The sequence below is a fragment of the Maritalea porphyrae genome (assembly GCF_027213965.1).
Classification (GTDB): domain Bacteria; phylum Pseudomonadota; class Alphaproteobacteria; order Rhizobiales; family Devosiaceae; genus Maritalea; species Maritalea porphyrae_A.
The window spans coordinates 47958-63551 of record NZ_JAPWGX010000005.1; the positions used below are offsets into that span (position 1 = coordinate 47958).

13 protein-coding genes are annotated in these 15594 nt (G+C 50.6%); 1 reads left to right on the top strand and 12 read right to left on the bottom strand.

All coding sequences use genetic code 11. The annotated features are described in order from the left end of the window. Positions 1–71 precede the first annotated feature (71 nt). The 3 genes from serA to O4H47_RS14960 all read right to left on the bottom strand — a co-directional run bounded on the left by serA (position 72) and on the right by O4H47_RS14960 (position 3812). Positions 72–1664: a phosphoglycerate dehydrogenase gene (gene serA, locus O4H47_RS14950; protein ID WP_269394818.1), complete on the bottom strand. Its 1593-nt coding sequence runs from the start codon at positions 1662–1664 to the stop codon at positions 72–74. A 75-nt stretch (positions 1665–1739) separates the two neighbouring features. Next, complete coding sequence (locus O4H47_RS14955; RefSeq protein ID WP_269394819.1) at positions 1740–2912, bottom strand: phosphoserine transaminase; 1173 nt, start codon at positions 2910–2912, stop codon at positions 1740–1742. 189 nt (positions 2913–3101) lie between these two features. Beyond that, positions 3102–3812, bottom strand: coding sequence for an outer membrane beta-barrel protein (locus O4H47_RS14960; RefSeq protein ID WP_269394820.1), 711 nt, complete (start codon positions 3810–3812; stop codon positions 3102–3104). A gap of 157 nt (positions 3813–3969) precedes the next feature. Between O4H47_RS14960 and O4H47_RS14965 the strand changes: the two genes are divergently transcribed. Beyond that, positions 3970–4893, top strand: coding sequence for a DMT family transporter (locus tag O4H47_RS14965; RefSeq protein ID WP_269394821.1), 924 nt, complete (start codon positions 3970–3972; stop codon positions 4891–4893). 22 nt (positions 4894–4915) lie between these two features. Here the strand turns inward: O4H47_RS14965 and glmM are convergent, their stop codons facing one another. The 9 genes from glmM to O4H47_RS15010 form a co-directional block, all read right to left on the bottom strand. Next, on the bottom strand, positions 4916–6259 hold the full coding sequence (gene glmM / locus O4H47_RS14970) for a phosphoglucosamine mutase (protein ID WP_269394822.1): 1344 nt from the start codon (positions 6257–6259) through the stop codon (positions 4916–4918). 133 nt (positions 6260–6392) lie between these two features. Continuing rightward, complete coding sequence (locus O4H47_RS14975) at positions 6393–7019, bottom strand: LysE family translocator (protein WP_269394823.1); 627 nt, start codon at positions 7017–7019, stop codon at positions 6393–6395. Between the two features lie 90 nt (positions 7020–7109). After that, positions 7110–9035, bottom strand: a complete 1926-nt coding sequence (gene ftsH, locus O4H47_RS14980) for an ATP-dependent zinc metalloprotease FtsH (protein ID WP_269394824.1) — start codon at positions 9033–9035, stop codon at positions 7110–7112. A gap of 158 nt (positions 9036–9193) precedes the next feature. Next, a complete protein-coding gene (gene tilS, locus O4H47_RS14985; RefSeq protein WP_269394825.1) occupies positions 9194–10492 on the bottom strand; it encodes a tRNA lysidine(34) synthetase TilS in 1299 nt (432 codons plus the stop codon). After that, positions 10486–11478: a tol-pal system protein YbgF gene (gene ybgF / locus O4H47_RS14990; RefSeq protein WP_269394826.1), complete on the bottom strand. Its 993-nt coding sequence runs from the start codon at positions 11476–11478 to the stop codon at positions 10486–10488. The genes tilS and ybgF overlap by 7 nt, the downstream gene beginning before the upstream one ends. Before the next feature lie 163 nt (positions 11479–11641). Next, a complete protein-coding gene (gene pal, locus O4H47_RS14995; protein WP_419719637.1) occupies positions 11642–12130 on the bottom strand; it encodes a peptidoglycan-associated lipoprotein Pal in 489 nt (162 codons plus the stop codon). Positions 12131–12274: 144 nt separating this feature from the next. Next, positions 12275–13093 carry a 4,5-DOPA dioxygenase extradiol gene (gene ygiD, locus O4H47_RS15000; RefSeq protein ID WP_269394828.1) on the bottom strand — a complete coding sequence of 273 codons (819 nt, stop codon included), beginning with the start codon at positions 13091–13093 and terminating at the stop codon, positions 12275–12277. A 103-nt stretch (positions 13094–13196) separates the two neighbouring features. Then, on the bottom strand, positions 13197–14510 hold the full coding sequence (gene tolB, locus O4H47_RS15005) for a Tol-Pal system beta propeller repeat protein TolB (RefSeq protein WP_269394829.1): 1314 nt from the start codon (positions 14508–14510) through the stop codon (positions 13197–13199). A gap of 36 nt (positions 14511–14546) precedes the next feature. After that, positions 14547–15590: a cell envelope integrity protein TolA gene (locus tag O4H47_RS15010; RefSeq protein ID WP_269394830.1), complete on the bottom strand. Its 1044-nt coding sequence runs from the start codon at positions 15588–15590 to the stop codon at positions 14547–14549. Positions 15591–15594 lie beyond the last annotated feature (4 nt).

Below are 15594 nucleotides of genomic sequence, written 5' to 3' on the forward strand. Positions count from 1 at the left end.
GGGCCGGCCCAAAAATGGACCAGCCCTTCTCAAAAAAACAGGCTGCAGCCTGCTACTGGAATTGCAATAACTTATGCGACCTCGAAATAGATCGGCTTAGCTTGTTGCACGCCTTCAAGCGCTGAGATGTTGGCAAGCTGCGCATCGGTCAATTTGCCATCAATATTGATGAGCGCAATGGCGTCGCCACCTTCTTTAACGCGGCCCAAGTTGAAGTTGGCAATATTGATGCCCTCATCACCCAAAAGCATACCCAAACGACCAACAAAACCAGGTTTGTCTTCGTTGGTGATGTAAAGCATGGATGGGGTCACTTCCGCTTCCATGTTCACGCCTTTAACTTGGATAAGGCGTGGCTTGCCGTCACCAAATACCGTACCTGCCACAGAGCGTTCTTGGCGTTCTGTCACAATGGTCAGACGAATGTAGTTTTCGTATACACCTTGCTGTTCGCGGTTCGTGGTTTCAACTTTCATGCCACGATCTTTGGCCAAAACAGGCGCGGACACCATGTTCACATCGCCAAGCAATGGCTTAAGTACACCGGTCAACAAAGCAGAAACCATCGGCTTGGTATTGAGATCCGCCACGTGGCCTTCAAATTCAATTTTAACGCCAGTAATTGCTGTTTCGGTCAATTGACCTGCAAAGCTACCCAAATTTTCTGCCAATTTAACAAATGGCATAAGCTTTGGAGCTTCTTCAGCGGAAATGGAGGGGAAGTTCAACGCGTTTGAAATCGCACCATGCATCAAGTATGCGCTCATTTGTTCTGCCACTTGCAGCGCCACATTTTCCTGTGCCTCGGTGGTTGAAGCGCCAAGGTGCGGCGTACAAATCACATTCGGCGCTTCAAAAAGCGGGTTGTCTTTTGCAGGCTCGACTTCGTAAACGTCAAGCGCTGCACCGGCAACCTTACCACTCTCAAGCGCCACTTTCAGCGCCGCTTCATCGATCAACCCACCACGTGCACAGTTCACAATCCGCACACCGTTTTTCATTTTTGCAAAGGCGTCAGCACCCAAAATACCGCGTGTTGAATCTGTTAAAGGCGTGTGCAATGAAATAAAGTCGGCACGGCCAAGCAACTCGTCCAGCTCAACTTTTTCTACGCCCAGATCAAGCGCACGTTCAGGTGTAAGGAAAGGATCAAACGCGATCACTTTCATTTTAAGACCCTGAGCACGGTCCGCAACGATGGCACCAATATTACCACACCCGATAATACCCAAAGTTTTGGCCGTTACTTCCACGCCCATAAACTTTGACTTTTCCCATTTGCTGGCGCGGGTTGACGCGTCCGCAGCCGGAATTTGGCGGGCGGTAGAAAGCAAAAGGGTAATGGCATGCTCAGCTGTGGTGATTGAATTGCCGAACGGCGTATTCATCACAATAATGCCTTTGGCCGTGGCTTTTGGAATGTCCACATTGTCCACACCAATGCCTGCTCGACCGATAACTTTTAGGTTGGTCGCCGCTGCGATGATCTTTTCAGTTACTTTCGTGGCAGAACGGATCGCCAAACCATCATATTGGCCGATGATTTCAAGCAATTTGTCTTTGTCTTTGCCCACATCTGGCAAAAAATCTACTTCAACACCATTGTCGCGGAAAATTTGAACCGCGGTTTCGCTCAACTTGTCTGATACAAGAACCTTAGGCATGAAAGCCTCCATCAATTTTTAAATCTGGAAAAAGGTTGGCGGACTGTTCCGCCAACTAAATCTGATCGTGTCGCTTTACGCAGCTTGCAAAAGCGCAGCTTTTTCAGTGGCAAACGCCCAATCAAGCCAAGCGGTCAATGCTTGCAAATCAGCCGCTTCAACTGTGGAGCCGGCCCAAATGCGCAAGCCCGCTGGTGCATCGCGATAAGCGCCAATGTCGTAAGCGACATCTTCTTGATCCAAACGCGTTGCAATCGCTTTTGCAAAAGCTGCCTGTTTGTCCGCATCCAGCGCAGCGATATCCGCATCAACGATTTTCAAACAAACCGATGTGTTGGACTGCGTTGCCCGATCAGCGGCCAAATTGGCAACCCAGTCGGTTGCATCAACCCAATCAGAGAGCACCTTAAAATTGGCATCAGCACGTTCACGAAGCGAATTTGGCCCCAGTGACTTGGCCCATTCCATCGCATCAATCACATCTTCAATCACCATCAAAGATGGGGTGTTGATGGTTGCAGCTTGGAAAATGCCTTCAATCAGTTTACCGCCTTTCGTCAGACGGAAAATTTTTGGCAAAGGTCGATCCGGCGTAAAGGTTTCAAGCCGCTCAACCGCTTTTGGAGAAAGGATGATCACACCATGTGCGCCTTCACCCCCCAAAACTTTCTGCCAAGAAAAAGTCACCACGTCGAGCTTTTGGAAATCTAGATCTTGGGCAAAAGCGGCAGAAGTCGCATCACAAATCGCAAGGCCTTCACGGTCCGCTCCAATCCAATCCGCATTTGGCACACGTGCACCAGACGTGGTGCCGTTCCAAGTGAAAACCACATCGCGAGCCCAATCGACCGCGTTAAGGTCTGGAAGATGACCGTAGTCAGCCTCCATTACCCGCACATCATCAAGCTTGAGTTGCTTGACCACATCTGTGACCCAACCCGCGCCAAAACTTTCCCATGCCAGCATATCTACGCCGCGCGCGCCAAGCATGGACCATAGGGCCATCTCAACTGCGCCGGTATCAGAACCGGGCACAATGCCGATCCGATAATCATCCGGTACATTCAACAATTCACGTGTCAGATCGATAGCGAGCTGAATACGTGCTTTTGCCGGCTTCGCGCGATGCGAGCGACCAAGATGTGTGTTTTCAAGGAAATTTGGCGTCCAACCCGGACGTTTAGTGCAAGGACCGCTAGAAAAACGCGGATTTACCGGACGAAGGTCCGGTTTCAAAATATCTGTCATGTGACTACCCTTTCAGATAGGCGCCTCTCGTTGGGGAGAGGTGGCCCACTGACCGGAATAGAGACAGTCAATGAGAATTGCAAACGAAAAATCGCAAAGCTGCAAATTCGTCGCAATTGTCTGACAAACAAAAAACCCCGCGCCATTGCTGACGCGAGGTCTAAAACTCAAACTAAGCCCTTAAAGAGCTTAGTGGAAACGGTACCGCAAGCTTGCACGAATTTCGTGTGCAATTGCGTCTTGGGCCCAAAAATCGGTCCCACCAGCGGTAGAGAAACCCTTCATCCAGAGCGCACGGTAGCCAACATCAGCAACCATATTGCCCATGTCGTAACCTACACCAACCATACCAGCGGCAGCCCAAGATGTCGCAGCGGCAGAGCCTTCAACTAGGTCTGCGCTTGTTGGGTGTGTAGCTGAAGCATAGCTCCAAGCTTTACCAACACCACCGCCCACATAGCCAACCCAACCACCTTCAGCGGAATGGTTGCCAAAGTCTTCAAGGCTAAAGTCATAATAAACGTTTGCCAAAGCAACCGTTGAGCGCAAGCTCGCTGTGTAACCGCCTGATTTCAGACCCGTATTTGAAAGGGCGTCGACGGTAATATCCGCACGCCATCCATCGCCAAATTCATAACCAGCACCAACACCATAGCTGTATCCCCAGCCCATGTCGGTAACTGTATTGTCCGTACAGCAAATCGAGACGTTACGCGCCCAAAGCGCATTTCCGCCAACTGAACCACGCAGATAGAATGAGCCTCCAAGCCCATAGTCAACTTCTGGCAATTCAGGATAAACTGGATATTCTGGTTCAGGCACAATCATGTCGGCAGCCAATACGCTGCTACCGAACATGCTTGCAACAGCCAGTGAGGCGGCCATTGTCCATTTTAGCATCATTCTAATCCTTATTACGCAAGCCATTTTCTGTGACTTCTCATTGGCCATTATTGCGCCTTTTTGTTAAAAGGCGCTTAACCTCAATATTTAACCCTAATATTTCAACAATCTCTTTAACGTCGATGGGTCTTGAGCACCCTATTTTGGTGAAATCATGGAAAACGAACAACGCGCAGCTTCCGATTGGCTTTGGCTTGCCAGCCTTGTGTTTATGTGGGGCAGTGCCTTCATTGCCATCAAGGTCGCTGTCGAACATTTGAGCCCCCTATGGCTGGTGGCGATTCGGCTGGTGATCGCCTCAATTTGCATGTTCATTTTTGCGAAGTGGCAAAACATTCGATTGCCAAATAGCTGGCGCGAGTGGCGGGCAATGCTGTTTTTGGGCTCATTCGGCACCGCAATTCCATTCATTTTGGTCTCCTATGCGGCCCCCTATGTACCATCGGCGATCGCTGGGTTGATGATGGCCACGATACCGTTTCAGGTTTTGTTGTTCTCGCTGGTTTTTTTGCCCGAGGAAAAAGCAACGCCGGTGCGTCTTCTTAGCCTGATTATCGGTTTTCTGGGTGTAGCAGCCATAATTGCGGGCAGCGGCAAGCACAATGACACTCAAACCATACTAATTCTACCGTTTGTCCTTTTGATCATTGCCACCACAGGCTATGCCACCAACGGCATTATTTCGCGCCGCATGATCGATATGCCAGCCATGACCAAATCTTACGGCACTATTTTGGTGGCAACAGGTACAGCCATCTTAGGGGCAATTCTTTTTGAACCCATACCGACCTCCATTAGTTGGCAAGGTTGGGCTTCAACTGCATATTTGGCCATCATCCCCACATGGGTCGCAACAATTGTCTACTACCGTTTGGTCGATAAGACATCAGCCGCCTTTTGCACCCAAACCAGCTATCTGATTCCCATCGTGGCCGTGGTGCTTGGGGCAATCATCTTCCAAGAACAATTGTCCCCAATCCAATTCGCGGGTTTCTTCGCGATTATTTTCGGGCTGTTGATCGCCGAAGGGATACTGAAAAAAAGAAAGCGGCGCCGTTTACCGACACCGCCTGCTTAATTGCATTCAACTTGGTAAATGACTAAGCCACCTGCTGAATGACATCCGCGATATCACCCACCACGTCATTCACAAGCTTTTCGTCGTCGCATTCACCCATCACGCGAATTAACGGCTCTGTGCCAGAGGCGCGAATGACCAAACGTCCGCTGTCGCCCATCTTTTCCTCACCGGCTGCTATGGCTTGTTTCACAAGAATATTTTCCAACGGCGCGCCACTTTCGTATCGCACATTGGTCAACAATTGGGGCACTGTGTCGAACAAGCGACAAACCTCAGATACAGGTTTATCTTTTGTCTGGATCAAGGCCATTATTTGAAGTGCAGAAACAAGCCCGTCGCCTGTTGTTGTATGGTCGGACAGAATGATGTGGCCGGACTGTTCGCCCCCCAGATTAAAGCCACCTTCTCGCATGCGCTCAAGCACATATCGATCTCCAACTTGAGTGCGTTCAAGCGACAGGTCGCGGCTATTCAAATAGCGCTCAAGACCAAGGTTTGACATCACAGTGGCCACAACCCCTTCGCCCTTCAGCTTGCCCTGTTCCTGCCAAAACATAGCAAGCGCAGCCATTAGCTGATCGCCGTCAATGATGTCGCCTTTTTCATCAACAATAACCACCCGATCCGCATCACCATCCAATGCAATGCCGATATCGGCGCGCGTTTCGCGGACCTTTTGTTGCAGCAAGTGTGGCGCAGTAGACCCGCAACCTTCGTTGATATTGTACCCATCGGGCGACACACCAATGGTGATTACTTCTGCACCAAGTTCCCAAAGAACTTCAGGGGCAGATTTATAGGCCGCCCCGTTCGCGCAATCCACGACCACCCGCAGGCCCGAAAACTCGGTCAGCCTTGGGAGTGTGCGTTTCGCATATTCAGAGTATCGACCACGCGCCTCTTCAATCCGGTGCGCCCGACCAATCTCGCGCCCGCGCACCAATTCATCCGCTAAATCGCTATTGAGCAAGGCTTCGATTTCGCTTTCCATTTCATCGGTCAGCTTAAACCCATCTGGTTGGAACAATTTAATGCCATTATCGTCATAGGGATTGTGGGAGGCAGAAATCATCACCCCCAAATCCGCGCGCAGCGAGCGGGTCAACATTGCGACCGCAGGCGTTGGCATTGGGCCGAGCAAAAACACATCCATGCCCACCGAATTAAACCCGGCGGTTAGCGCATACTCGATCATATAGCCAGAGCGGCGCGTATCCTTGCCAATCACCACCCGGTGGCGGTGCATGCCGTTCTGAAAAACTGTGCCTGCAGCTTGGCCAACTTTTAACGCCAATTCAGATGTGAGTTTGTGGCCGTTTGCCAGCCCCCGAATGCCGTCGGTACCAAAATATTTCTTTTTCATATGTCCCCAAGCCAACCAGCAAGTGCGCTCGTTTCGCGCAAATAATTGCACCAACATATGCGCAAAGAATAACCAAATTATGGCCAACTATGCGTCATCATTCTAGCGTGGTTAAAAATCTATTTCAGATCAACTAGCGGTCCAGCGCCAATTTGCCGCCTAACAATATCAAAAAGGAGCCGCCAGCCAGTTTTGCTCTGGCTGCACCGGTTCCAGATTTGCGCAAACGGCTAATCATCAGGCTTGCAAACAAAACACAAAAAAGATCCGCTGATGAAAACAACAAATTGACGATTGTGCCCAAAACAACCATTTGCAGCCAAACTGGCCATGCAGCTGATAAGTCCACAAATTGAGGCAAAAACGCCACGAAGAAAATCGCAGTTTTCGGGTTCAATACCTCAACAATAATACTTTCAACAAATGCCTGTCGCGCATCCTTTTGATGCCCTTCTTTTTGCGCAATTTGCTCATGGCGTTTTTTGATCATCATCACCCCAAGGAAGATCAGATAGAGCGCGCCCGACAACTTAACCAAAAAATAGACCTGTGGCACCAATGCCAGAAGCGCCGCAAGACCAAAGGCAGCCGCAATGACGTGAAAATAGCCGCCCAAGTGCACGCCGATCGAGGCCATCAACCCGGCTCTGCGCCCCCGTGCCAACGTTTGAGCAGACACATAAATCATTGCGGGGCCCGGCATATAAGCGAACATGGCGGTGGTCACAAAGAACGCAACTAATATTTCAAAGCTCGGCATTTGTCGTGTTTCCCCAAATTGATCACCACTATGAATCAAAAAGGGCCGCCTGTTAAGGCGACCCCATCAAATCGTGAAAGCGAAATAACTTTAGCCTTCAGGTTGCGGCTCAGTATCGCTACCAGCCAAACCATCGTCTTTTTTCTTTGTCGCAGCTTTACCAGCCTTTGGCACTGCTGAAACCTTAGGCTTGTCCGCATCGTCATCATCTTTGCGCTCGGGGCGTTTGCCCTCCATCAAAGCACGAAGTTCTTCGCCGGTAAGCGTTTCAAATTCGAGCAAAGACTGCGCAATATTTTCAAACAAGTCTTCGTTGTCATCAATGATCTTGCGTGCCTCAGTCTCAGCCTCTTCAACCAGCCGGCGCACTTCTTCATCAATCAAGCGCGCTGTTTGGTCTGATATTTCAGCCTTTGCAGCACCATAGAAGCCATTTGGATCAGATTTGAGAAGCACACGACCAAGTTTTTCGCTCATGCCCCATTCGGTCACCATCGAAGTGGCCAATTTGGTTGCGCCTTGAATATCGCCAGCAGCACCTGAGGTTACTTTTTCAGGCCCAAATTTATGGATTTCAGCTTCACGGCCACCAAACATCATCACCAATTGCGCCAACCCTTTTTCCTTCGAGAAGGAATATTGGTCAGATTCTGGCAAGCTCATCACCATTCCAAGCGCACGACCGCGCGGAATAATGGTGGCTTTGTGAATTGGATCAAGAATGTCCGACTTCAACAAAGAGATCAACGCGTGACCAGCTTCGTGATAAGCGGTGTTCTTCTTCTCGTCTTCTTTCATTGCCATGGTGCGGCGTTCAGCGCCCATCATCAATTTGTCTTTGGCGTCTTCAAACTCGGCCATAGTGACAAAACGCCGATTGCGACGGGCTGCCAACAATGCACTTTCATTGACCAAATTCATCAATTCAGCACCAGAAAAACCAGGTGTGCCACGGGCTAGAATTTTCAAGTCCACATCAGGTGCCAATGGCACTTTGCGCACGTGTACTTTCAAGATTTTTTCACGGCCACCAACATCAGGGTTTGGCACCACCACTTGACGGTCAAAACGGCCCGGACGCAGCAAAGCTGGGTCCAAAACATCAGGACGGTTGGTCGCTGCGATCAAAATAATGCTTTCGTTCTCTTCAAAACCATCCATTTCAACCAAAAGCTGGTTCAACGTTTGCTCACGCTCATCGTTCCCCCCGCCAATGCCAGCGCCACGAGAGCGGCCTACCGCATCAATCTCATCAATAAAGATGATACAAGGCGAGTTCTTTTTGGCTTGCTCAAACATGTCGCGCACGCGGCTTGCGCCAACGCCCACAAACATTTCAACAAAATCAGAACCAGAAATGGTGAAAAACGGCACTGCGGCTTCGCCCGCCACAGAACGTGCAAGCAATGTCTTACCCGTACCCGGAGGGCCCACCAACAATACGCCTCTTGGAATTTTGCCGCCCAAGCGTTGGAATTTGCCAGGATCGCGCAAATATTCAACGATCTCTTCCAAATCCTGCTTGGCTTCATCAACACCGGCCACATCTTCAAATGTAATTTTGCCTTGCGCTTCGGTCAGCAATTTGGCGCGTGATTTGCCAAAGCCCATCGCACCCCCTTTGCCGCCGCCCTGCATTTGGCGGATAAAGAAGAACCAAACGGCAATAATAACAATAAATGGCAACCAAGATGACAAGAGGATCGACCAAAATGGGCTACCCTCTGGGTCACGTGCTTCAATGCTCACCCCGCGAGCTTCCAAGCGTGAGATCACATCAACACCGGTTGGGATATTGGTTTCGAATGTGCTGCCATTGTTCAATGTGCCGCGAAGCACATTTTTGGTGATGATCACACTGCTTACATTGCCAGCATCCACCTCAGAGACGAACTCTGAATAGGTGCGATGACCAATGCTTGCGCTTTGTGTCGTCGTGTTAAAGACCTGAAACAGGCCCAACAAAAGGACCAAAATCACAGTCCAAATGGCGAAGTTTCTAAAATTGCCGTTCATTAATCCTGCCTTGGATTTGTCGCTCCGCGCGTGCGCGAAGCTGATCTCGAAATTAGTTATCGCGAATGTAGGCACCCTGCCCCTCAGTTACAAGGGGCGTTTCGCCTCAGTCTTGGACAACATTGCGTTGCCAAAATCTAACACTAAAGGTGTTAACGTTAGATCAGCGCATTTGGACCAAAAACGCGAAAAATATCCACCCCGTCGGCCAAAACGTGCTCCCCAATGGCCAAAATCTGTTGGTCCGCCACAATAAGGGGCGCAGCTTGAACCGCTTGCATGGGCACATGAGCCAAACCGGGCAATAGAGTGTCCAACATATTGCGTGTAATTTCAATCGCAGGTGCAACACAAACTGGTGATGTCCGATCTTGGGCCACGATAATTTGAAACCGATTATCCCAGCGCACCGAGCTGCCTGCCACCAAAGACATCGATTCGTTTCTCAGTCGCCCCGCCTCGCGAAAAATCTGCACGATCCCGTCTTTGAGAGTTATCCCACAGCCTCCAAGCGTGAGCCCCTTAAAACCAAATATTCCTGCCTGCAAATGCTCATAAAGCGTCTCCACCTGGCTAAGGGTCGGCATTTGGGTCGCACCACCCGCATCATCGAGCGCGCGTGCGAGCAACCGAATGCCAATCTCTGTTGGTTGTTTGATGAGTGCCGACAAGTCAAAAAACAAACACCCAAAAGGATCAATTACAAATTGATCTTCATAAAGCTGCTCGGTCAATTCGTTCAACGCCTGGTCAGCCCGGCGCAAGCGCTTGGCCGACAGACCGATCATATTTGCACTCAAACCAGCCTCTACCATCTTGGGCATAAAGCTGCGCCAGCGCACCCGTTCAAAATGCGCATCTGTGTTTGATGGATCATCGACTGGCGTCAATTCGTTTGCCCGCACAAATGCTTCAAGCTGTAAGTGTGTCACATCCAATAAGGGACGAAATACAAATAAGCCTTCGCGCACACTAATTTTTGCCATGCCCCCGAGGCCGCTCACCCCGCTCCCGCGCGATAAGCGCATCATCACGGTTTCCGCTTGATCATCACTATGATGACCGGTAAGCAAGCAATTGATCCCTAGTTCTTCCATGGCATTGCCGATCAGCCCATAGCGCAACGCACGTGCTTTCTCTTGCAATCGAGATTGTGGGTTGTCTATTTGACCAACGAGTATTTGAACATCAAAGCCTAAATCTTCTGCCACTGTTGCAACAAATTTCGTTTCCAATTTGGCTGCTTCGCGCAACCCATGGTCAACGCTGAACACAACAACTTTGGGCGGCGTGTCTTGCAATTCGCACCAGCGCGCGACCAGCAGCATCAACGCCAAACTGTCAGCGCCACCAGACACAGCAAGGCCAAGTTGATGTTCGTTTTGAACGGGCGCAAAAAGCAAGCTAACCCGGTCAGGATCGTCCAAAGGAAAATCGGTGATCGGCCCGCTTAACATTGGGACTTTCTTTGTTCTTCTTTAACGCGCGCGGTAAAGGCTTTGGCCTGGTTTGGATATTTGCGCAAAACTTCAATGAAAGTGCGGCAGGCGGTTTCTCGCTCACCCGTATTGGCCAAGACAATACCAAGCTTTAACACCATATCTGGTGCCCTTGCTGCATTTGGGAAGCTCTCATAACCCGCCAAGAAAACTTCTGCGGCTTCTTCGTTTTCTCCATTCTGCATCAAAGCTTCACCAAGCCAATGATAGGCATCAGCCGATTGTGGGTGCTTTGGATAAAGGGCGACGAACTGAGAAAACTGATCTTTAGCGAACAAATAGTCACCACGCACAATCGCTTCGTAACCCGCTTCATACTGCGCATCACCGTCCGCTTCGGATAATGTTGTGCCCGGGTTAAAACTCAGATCAAGGGGCTGCCCGCTTTCTTCAAGAACAATTGTGCCAAGCGTTGTTTCTGGTGCACCAAGTGTTTGGGTGTCAGCGGTTGTGGCTTCAGTTTGGGTCTGCGGCAACCCCTCAGACAGCGTCACGCTGTCCGGTTGGGGTGCCGCACTAGTTTTTCCCAAAGAACCGCCTTCCTGTTCTTGGAACCGAAATTCGTAATCCTCTTGCATCCGTTCGATCAACGTCTGCATTTGGGTCAGCTGAAACTGCAAACCTTCTACTTGACCGTTGAGCACCCGCATTTGGTTTTCAATCTGGTCAAGGCGCACATTTATTTGCCCAACTTCGCGGCTTTGCCCAACGCGAATGCGTTGGCTTTGAACAGGCGCCGCTGAACTGCCCAACAGGTTTTGCTGCATGGACAAAATATTGGCACCCAATTGGTCAGCCTGCACACTCAATGCATCAAGCCGCCCATCAACAGATGCGGGGTCCGATTTACCCGCAAAAGCCGAAAGGCTCAGCATGGCACCAACGAGCGCTGCGCCAACCATTAGCGGCACGCGCGATCGCTTTGATTTCATTCTCATTGTCATAGCCACTCCCGTCCAAAGTAAACGTAAACCGCCCAACTGTTGGGCTTTGTTCCTTTGTAAATCTGTTTGGGGACCCACGTAAAACAAAATTGCGACAAAAAAACGCCGGGATCGCATAACGAATCCCGGCGCCAGCCTCCAGTACTGAACGTTCGTCGTGTGATTAAGGCACCAACACCGTCACAGCACGACGATTTTGTGACCAGCACGAAATATCGTTACACACCGCTACAGGTCGCTCTTTACCAAACGCCTTTGTGGTCACACGGCTTGAATTCACGCCCCGGCTAACCAAATAATTGACCACTGCCGAACCACGTCGGGCGCTCAAAGCAATGTTGTACTCACGTGTGCCACGCTCATCAGCGTGACCTTCAATCAGCACGCGATAGTTCGGGTAACGTCCCAACCAAACAGCTTGTTTGTCCAACGTCACTTTCGCTTCATCAGTCAGTATTGAGCTATCGGTAGTGAAAAACACCCGATCGCCAACGCTAACCAAAAACTCTTGTTGCGTGCCAGGAGCCGCCTGCCCTGGCCCAAGATTGCCAACGCCGCCATTAGGTGTGCGCGCACAAGCTGCAACAACTGCAACAAGTGCGACAATCAAAATGCCTTTTAATAGGCTGGTGATTTTATGACCCATTTGCATGGTCCTTGCTCCGAAATAGGGAAAATTCTAACGCCAATCTTTACCCCCCGTTATCTTAAAACCGGGTTCTCAAAGAAGGTTAATGCAGACCTAATCAGGCCAGATTATGTCCAATCCTTACAGTTTAAGCGGTATTTCGTGCATTTAGAAATATACAAATGACCGCATGGAGATACTGCCCATATTAACATGTTCGTTAAAAAACGCCAATTGGTCGCCTTCATGGGCAACCGCTGCCACATAAATTGCGGGAGAAAAATGCTCAAATGTTGGGTGTGCTTTTGCAAACAGCGTTTGCTTTGACTGTAATCCAGTTAAACCAGCATGATCCCCATCGCGCAAATAATTCCCAACATAATGGTCAAACTCTAGCGCAAAATCGCGTTGTTCGTCGTCCGCCCGCGCCACATGCAGATTGTGCACCACATTGCCACTGCCGATAATCATAACACCCTTTTCACGGAGTGATCGCAGCTGCGCTGCCAAATCATACTGATCGGCCAAACTCATGCTCATATCTATCGAAAGCTGAAACACCGGCACATCCGCCGCTGGAAACAGATGGCGCAGCACGGCCCACGCCCCATGGTCCAATCCCCACTCCATCGTTTCATGTCCATTATGGTCCTGTAACAAGGCCGCGACTTCACGTGCCGCATCTGGGGCACCAACCGCTGGATATTGCACATCAAACAATTCTTGTGGAAAGCCGTAAAAATCATGGATGGTTTTAGGGCGTTCACTCACTTGAACAAGCGTTGTTCCGCGCGTTTCCCAATGGGCTGAAACACATAAAATGGCTTGCGGGGTTGGCAGCTTTTCACCCAGCTGCTGCCAACTCTTTGAAAATTCATTGCTGGTGATCGCATACATGGGGCTACCATGCCCCAAAAACAGCGCTGGCATTTTTGGACTTGGCTTAAGCTGATCCAGCAAAGCTTGAAAATCGATAACGGCAGGCATAGGGCACAACTCTTTGCTCTCCAGTCCCCGTTTTGAGGACAAAAAGCAAAGCTAAGAGCCACACACCTTTAGATCAAGTACGCACAAAAACCATACCGTGGAACTATTTCAACAATGGTGACCATGTTGGATCCGAGGCGAAAGTCTCTGTTGGGATACGCAATTCATTGCGCCCCCAAATGTCGATTGAATAGAGTTGGGGTCCGCTATCTCCACCCGGATCTTTAAAGAACATGAGTACCCGCCCGTTTGGTGCCCAGGTTGGCCCCTCCATCAAATAACTTGATGAAAGAATGCGCTCACCAGAACCGTCTTGGCGCATAGTGCCAATGTGGAACTGCCCTTCACTTTGTTTGGTGAAAGCAATTAGGTCACCTTTTGGCGACCACACCGGGGTCGAATAACGCCCTTCTCCGAAACTGATGCGCTGCGCACCACCGCCATTTGAATTCATCACATAGATTTGTTGCGAACCACCGCGATCAGACTCAAAGGCCAAACGCGACCCGTCCGGTGAAAAACTGGGGCTTGTGTCAATGGCTGCACCACTGGTTAATGCCGCCGGTTTACGCTGCTGCAAATTCATCAAATAGAGGTTAGTATTTGCGCCATTGGTCACGCTGAACGCTAGATTTTGCCCGTCTGGCGAAAAGCGCGGGGACAAGGTCATCTTGCCAAAATCCGCCACCCTTTGCTGTTTGCCGGTCGACAAATCTAGCAAATAAATCTGGGGCACATCGCCGGCAAAATTCATATAGGAAAGCAAATTGCCTCGTGGCGAATAACGAGGCGTGAGCACAATGCTGTCACCGCGCGTCAAATATTGAACATTGGCGCCGTCTTGATCCATAATCGCCAAGCGTTTTGTGCGGTTCGCTTTGGGACCGCTCTCTGCCACATAGACCACGCGGGTATCAAAATAGCCGCTTTCCCCGGTCAATTTGGCATAAATTGCATCCGCCACAATATGGGCAACCCGACGGGTGTTCTTGCGGTCCGCGGCAAAGCTTTCACCAAAAGCTTGCGCGCCTTCAACAACATCCCACAAGCGCACATCCGCGCGGATTTGCCCACCAACTTCATTGACACTCCCCATCACCAGAGCATCCGCTTGTGCGTTGCGCCACGCACCAAAGTCAGGATTTGCGTTCACATCCCCCTGCTTCAACGGTAGTTGACTTTCACTCATCGGTGCAAACAAACCTGAGCGCTTCAAATCCGCAACAACGATCGAGGTGATCTCGGCCGCCAATTGTGGGTCCGATGAAGAAAAAACCGGCACACCGATCGGCATGGGTTCAAAATCGCCACCCGACACAACAATTTTCACCAATGCGCTAGCGGGGTTTGAAAAGGCGGCAACGCCAGCACCGGCCATGCCCAGTTTCAACGCCTGTCGTCTGCTCAAATCAATCATGGTTCTTCCTAACAACCTTACATCCTCAAGATGCTACTAGAGCAAATCCTTGGGATCAAATTTAACTTCAATCTGGCGCCACTCATCAAACTTGCTTGCATCCAGTGTGTAGGGCGCACACCGTCTCACGGCCCGTTGCGCAGCGCTTGCGGTGGCAACGCCTACGCTATTTTGGATGGAGATCTCCAACACTTGCGGCGTACCCGCAACAGATCCATCCCGGTTCATATCAATCAACAAACGCACAAATAGCCCATCAACTTCTTTCGCCGAAATTGGTACCAACCAGCATTTGCGCATTTGCGCAGCAAGCGCGGCTTTTTCCGATTGGGTCAACCGCGCCGCAGTACCAGTTGTCTTGCCTGCCGTTTTGGTGCCCCCACTTCCTGTGGTTGCGCCGCGACTATCTTCTTTGTTGATAATGTCAGAAATCTTGTCCGCTTTTTCCGCATTGTCCGTTGTTTTTGACGTCTCGGCTTTGGGTGCAGATTGTGAACGCGCTTGGTCCAAAGCAGCCGTCAACATTGGCGGGCTTGGCGCCTGCACTTCCGCTTCCGTTGCTGCATCATTTGCCGCAATCACCTGCTCAATAGGGTCTGGCACTTGTGGCACTGGCTCTGGTGTTGGCTCGGGCTCCGGTGCAGGGGTTGGCGCTGGTGGCGTTGGCACAACAGGCTCAGGCTCTGGCACCACTTCAGGCTGTGGCCGCACAGGAATATTTTCCACCGGTTTTGGCTCAATCACCGGCTCCGGTTGCGGTTCTGGCGCTGTTTGATCGGTTGGCGCAGGCGTTACATTTTGAGTTTCTTCAGGCTTGGCCTGGTCTTCTTGTGTATTCCCCGTCGGTTCAGCAATTTGGGCAGCTTCAGTGCTGTCGACCGCTGACGGGGTTTCGGTTTCAATAACGGTACTATCAAGCGAACCAAACCGAACGTTTGAAATGCTTTCAATCGGCACCAATTCAATCGGGATCGCCTCAACTTCGGTTGGGTCAAACGGCTCCGCGCCGCCGAGCGACAAAAGCCCGACAGCCAACAAGGCCGTGTGAAGTGCAACTGAAATGCCTAAACCGATCCGCATGCTG

Bases quoted from the DNA above. Each gene is read 5' to 3' on its own strand.
- ftsH (WP_269394824.1), bottom strand. From the start codon at position 9,035: ATGAACGGCAATTTTAGAAACTTCGCCATTTGGACTGTGATTTTGGTC.
- ygiD (WP_269394828.1), bottom strand. From the start codon at position 13,093: ATGCCTGCCGTTATCGATTTTCAAGCTTTGCTGGATCAGCTTAAGCCA.
- O4H47_RS14960 (WP_269394820.1), bottom strand. From the start codon at position 3,812: ATGCTAAAATGGACAATGGCCGCCTCACTGGCTGTTGCAAGCATGTTC.
- O4H47_RS14975 (WP_269394823.1), bottom strand. From the start codon at position 7,019: ATGCCGAGCTTTGAAATATTAGTTGCGTTCTTTGTGACCACCGCCATG.
- O4H47_RS14965 (WP_269394821.1), top strand. From the start codon at position 3,970: ATGGAAAACGAACAACGCGCAGCTTCCGATTGGCTTTGGCTTGCCAGC.
- tolB (WP_269394829.1), bottom strand. From the start codon at position 14,510: ATGATTGATTTGAGCAGACGACAGGCGTTGAAACTGGGCATGGCCGGT.
- O4H47_RS14955 (WP_269394819.1), bottom strand. From the start codon at position 2,912: ATGACAGATATTTTGAAACCGGACCTTCGTCCGGTAAATCCGCGTTTT.
- pal (WP_419719637.1), bottom strand. From the start codon at position 12,130: ATGCAAATGGGTCATAAAATCACCAGCCTATTAAAAGGCATTTTGATT.
- ybgF (WP_269394826.1), bottom strand. From the start codon at position 11,478: ATGACAATGAGAATGAAATCAAAGCGATCGCGCGTGCCGCTAATGGTT.
- O4H47_RS15010 (WP_269394830.1), bottom strand. From the start codon at position 15,590: ATGCGGATCGGTTTAGGCATTTCAGTTGCACTTCACACGGCCTTGTTG.
- serA (WP_269394818.1), bottom strand. From the start codon at position 1,664: ATGCCTAAGGTTCTTGTATCAGACAAGTTGAGCGAAACCGCGGTTCAA.
- tilS (WP_269394825.1), bottom strand. From the start codon at position 10,492: ATGTTAAGCGGGCCGATCACCGATTTTCCTTTGGACGATCCTGACCGG.
- glmM (WP_269394822.1), bottom strand. From the start codon at position 6,259: ATGAAAAAGAAATATTTTGGTACCGACGGCATTCGGGGGCTGGCAAAC.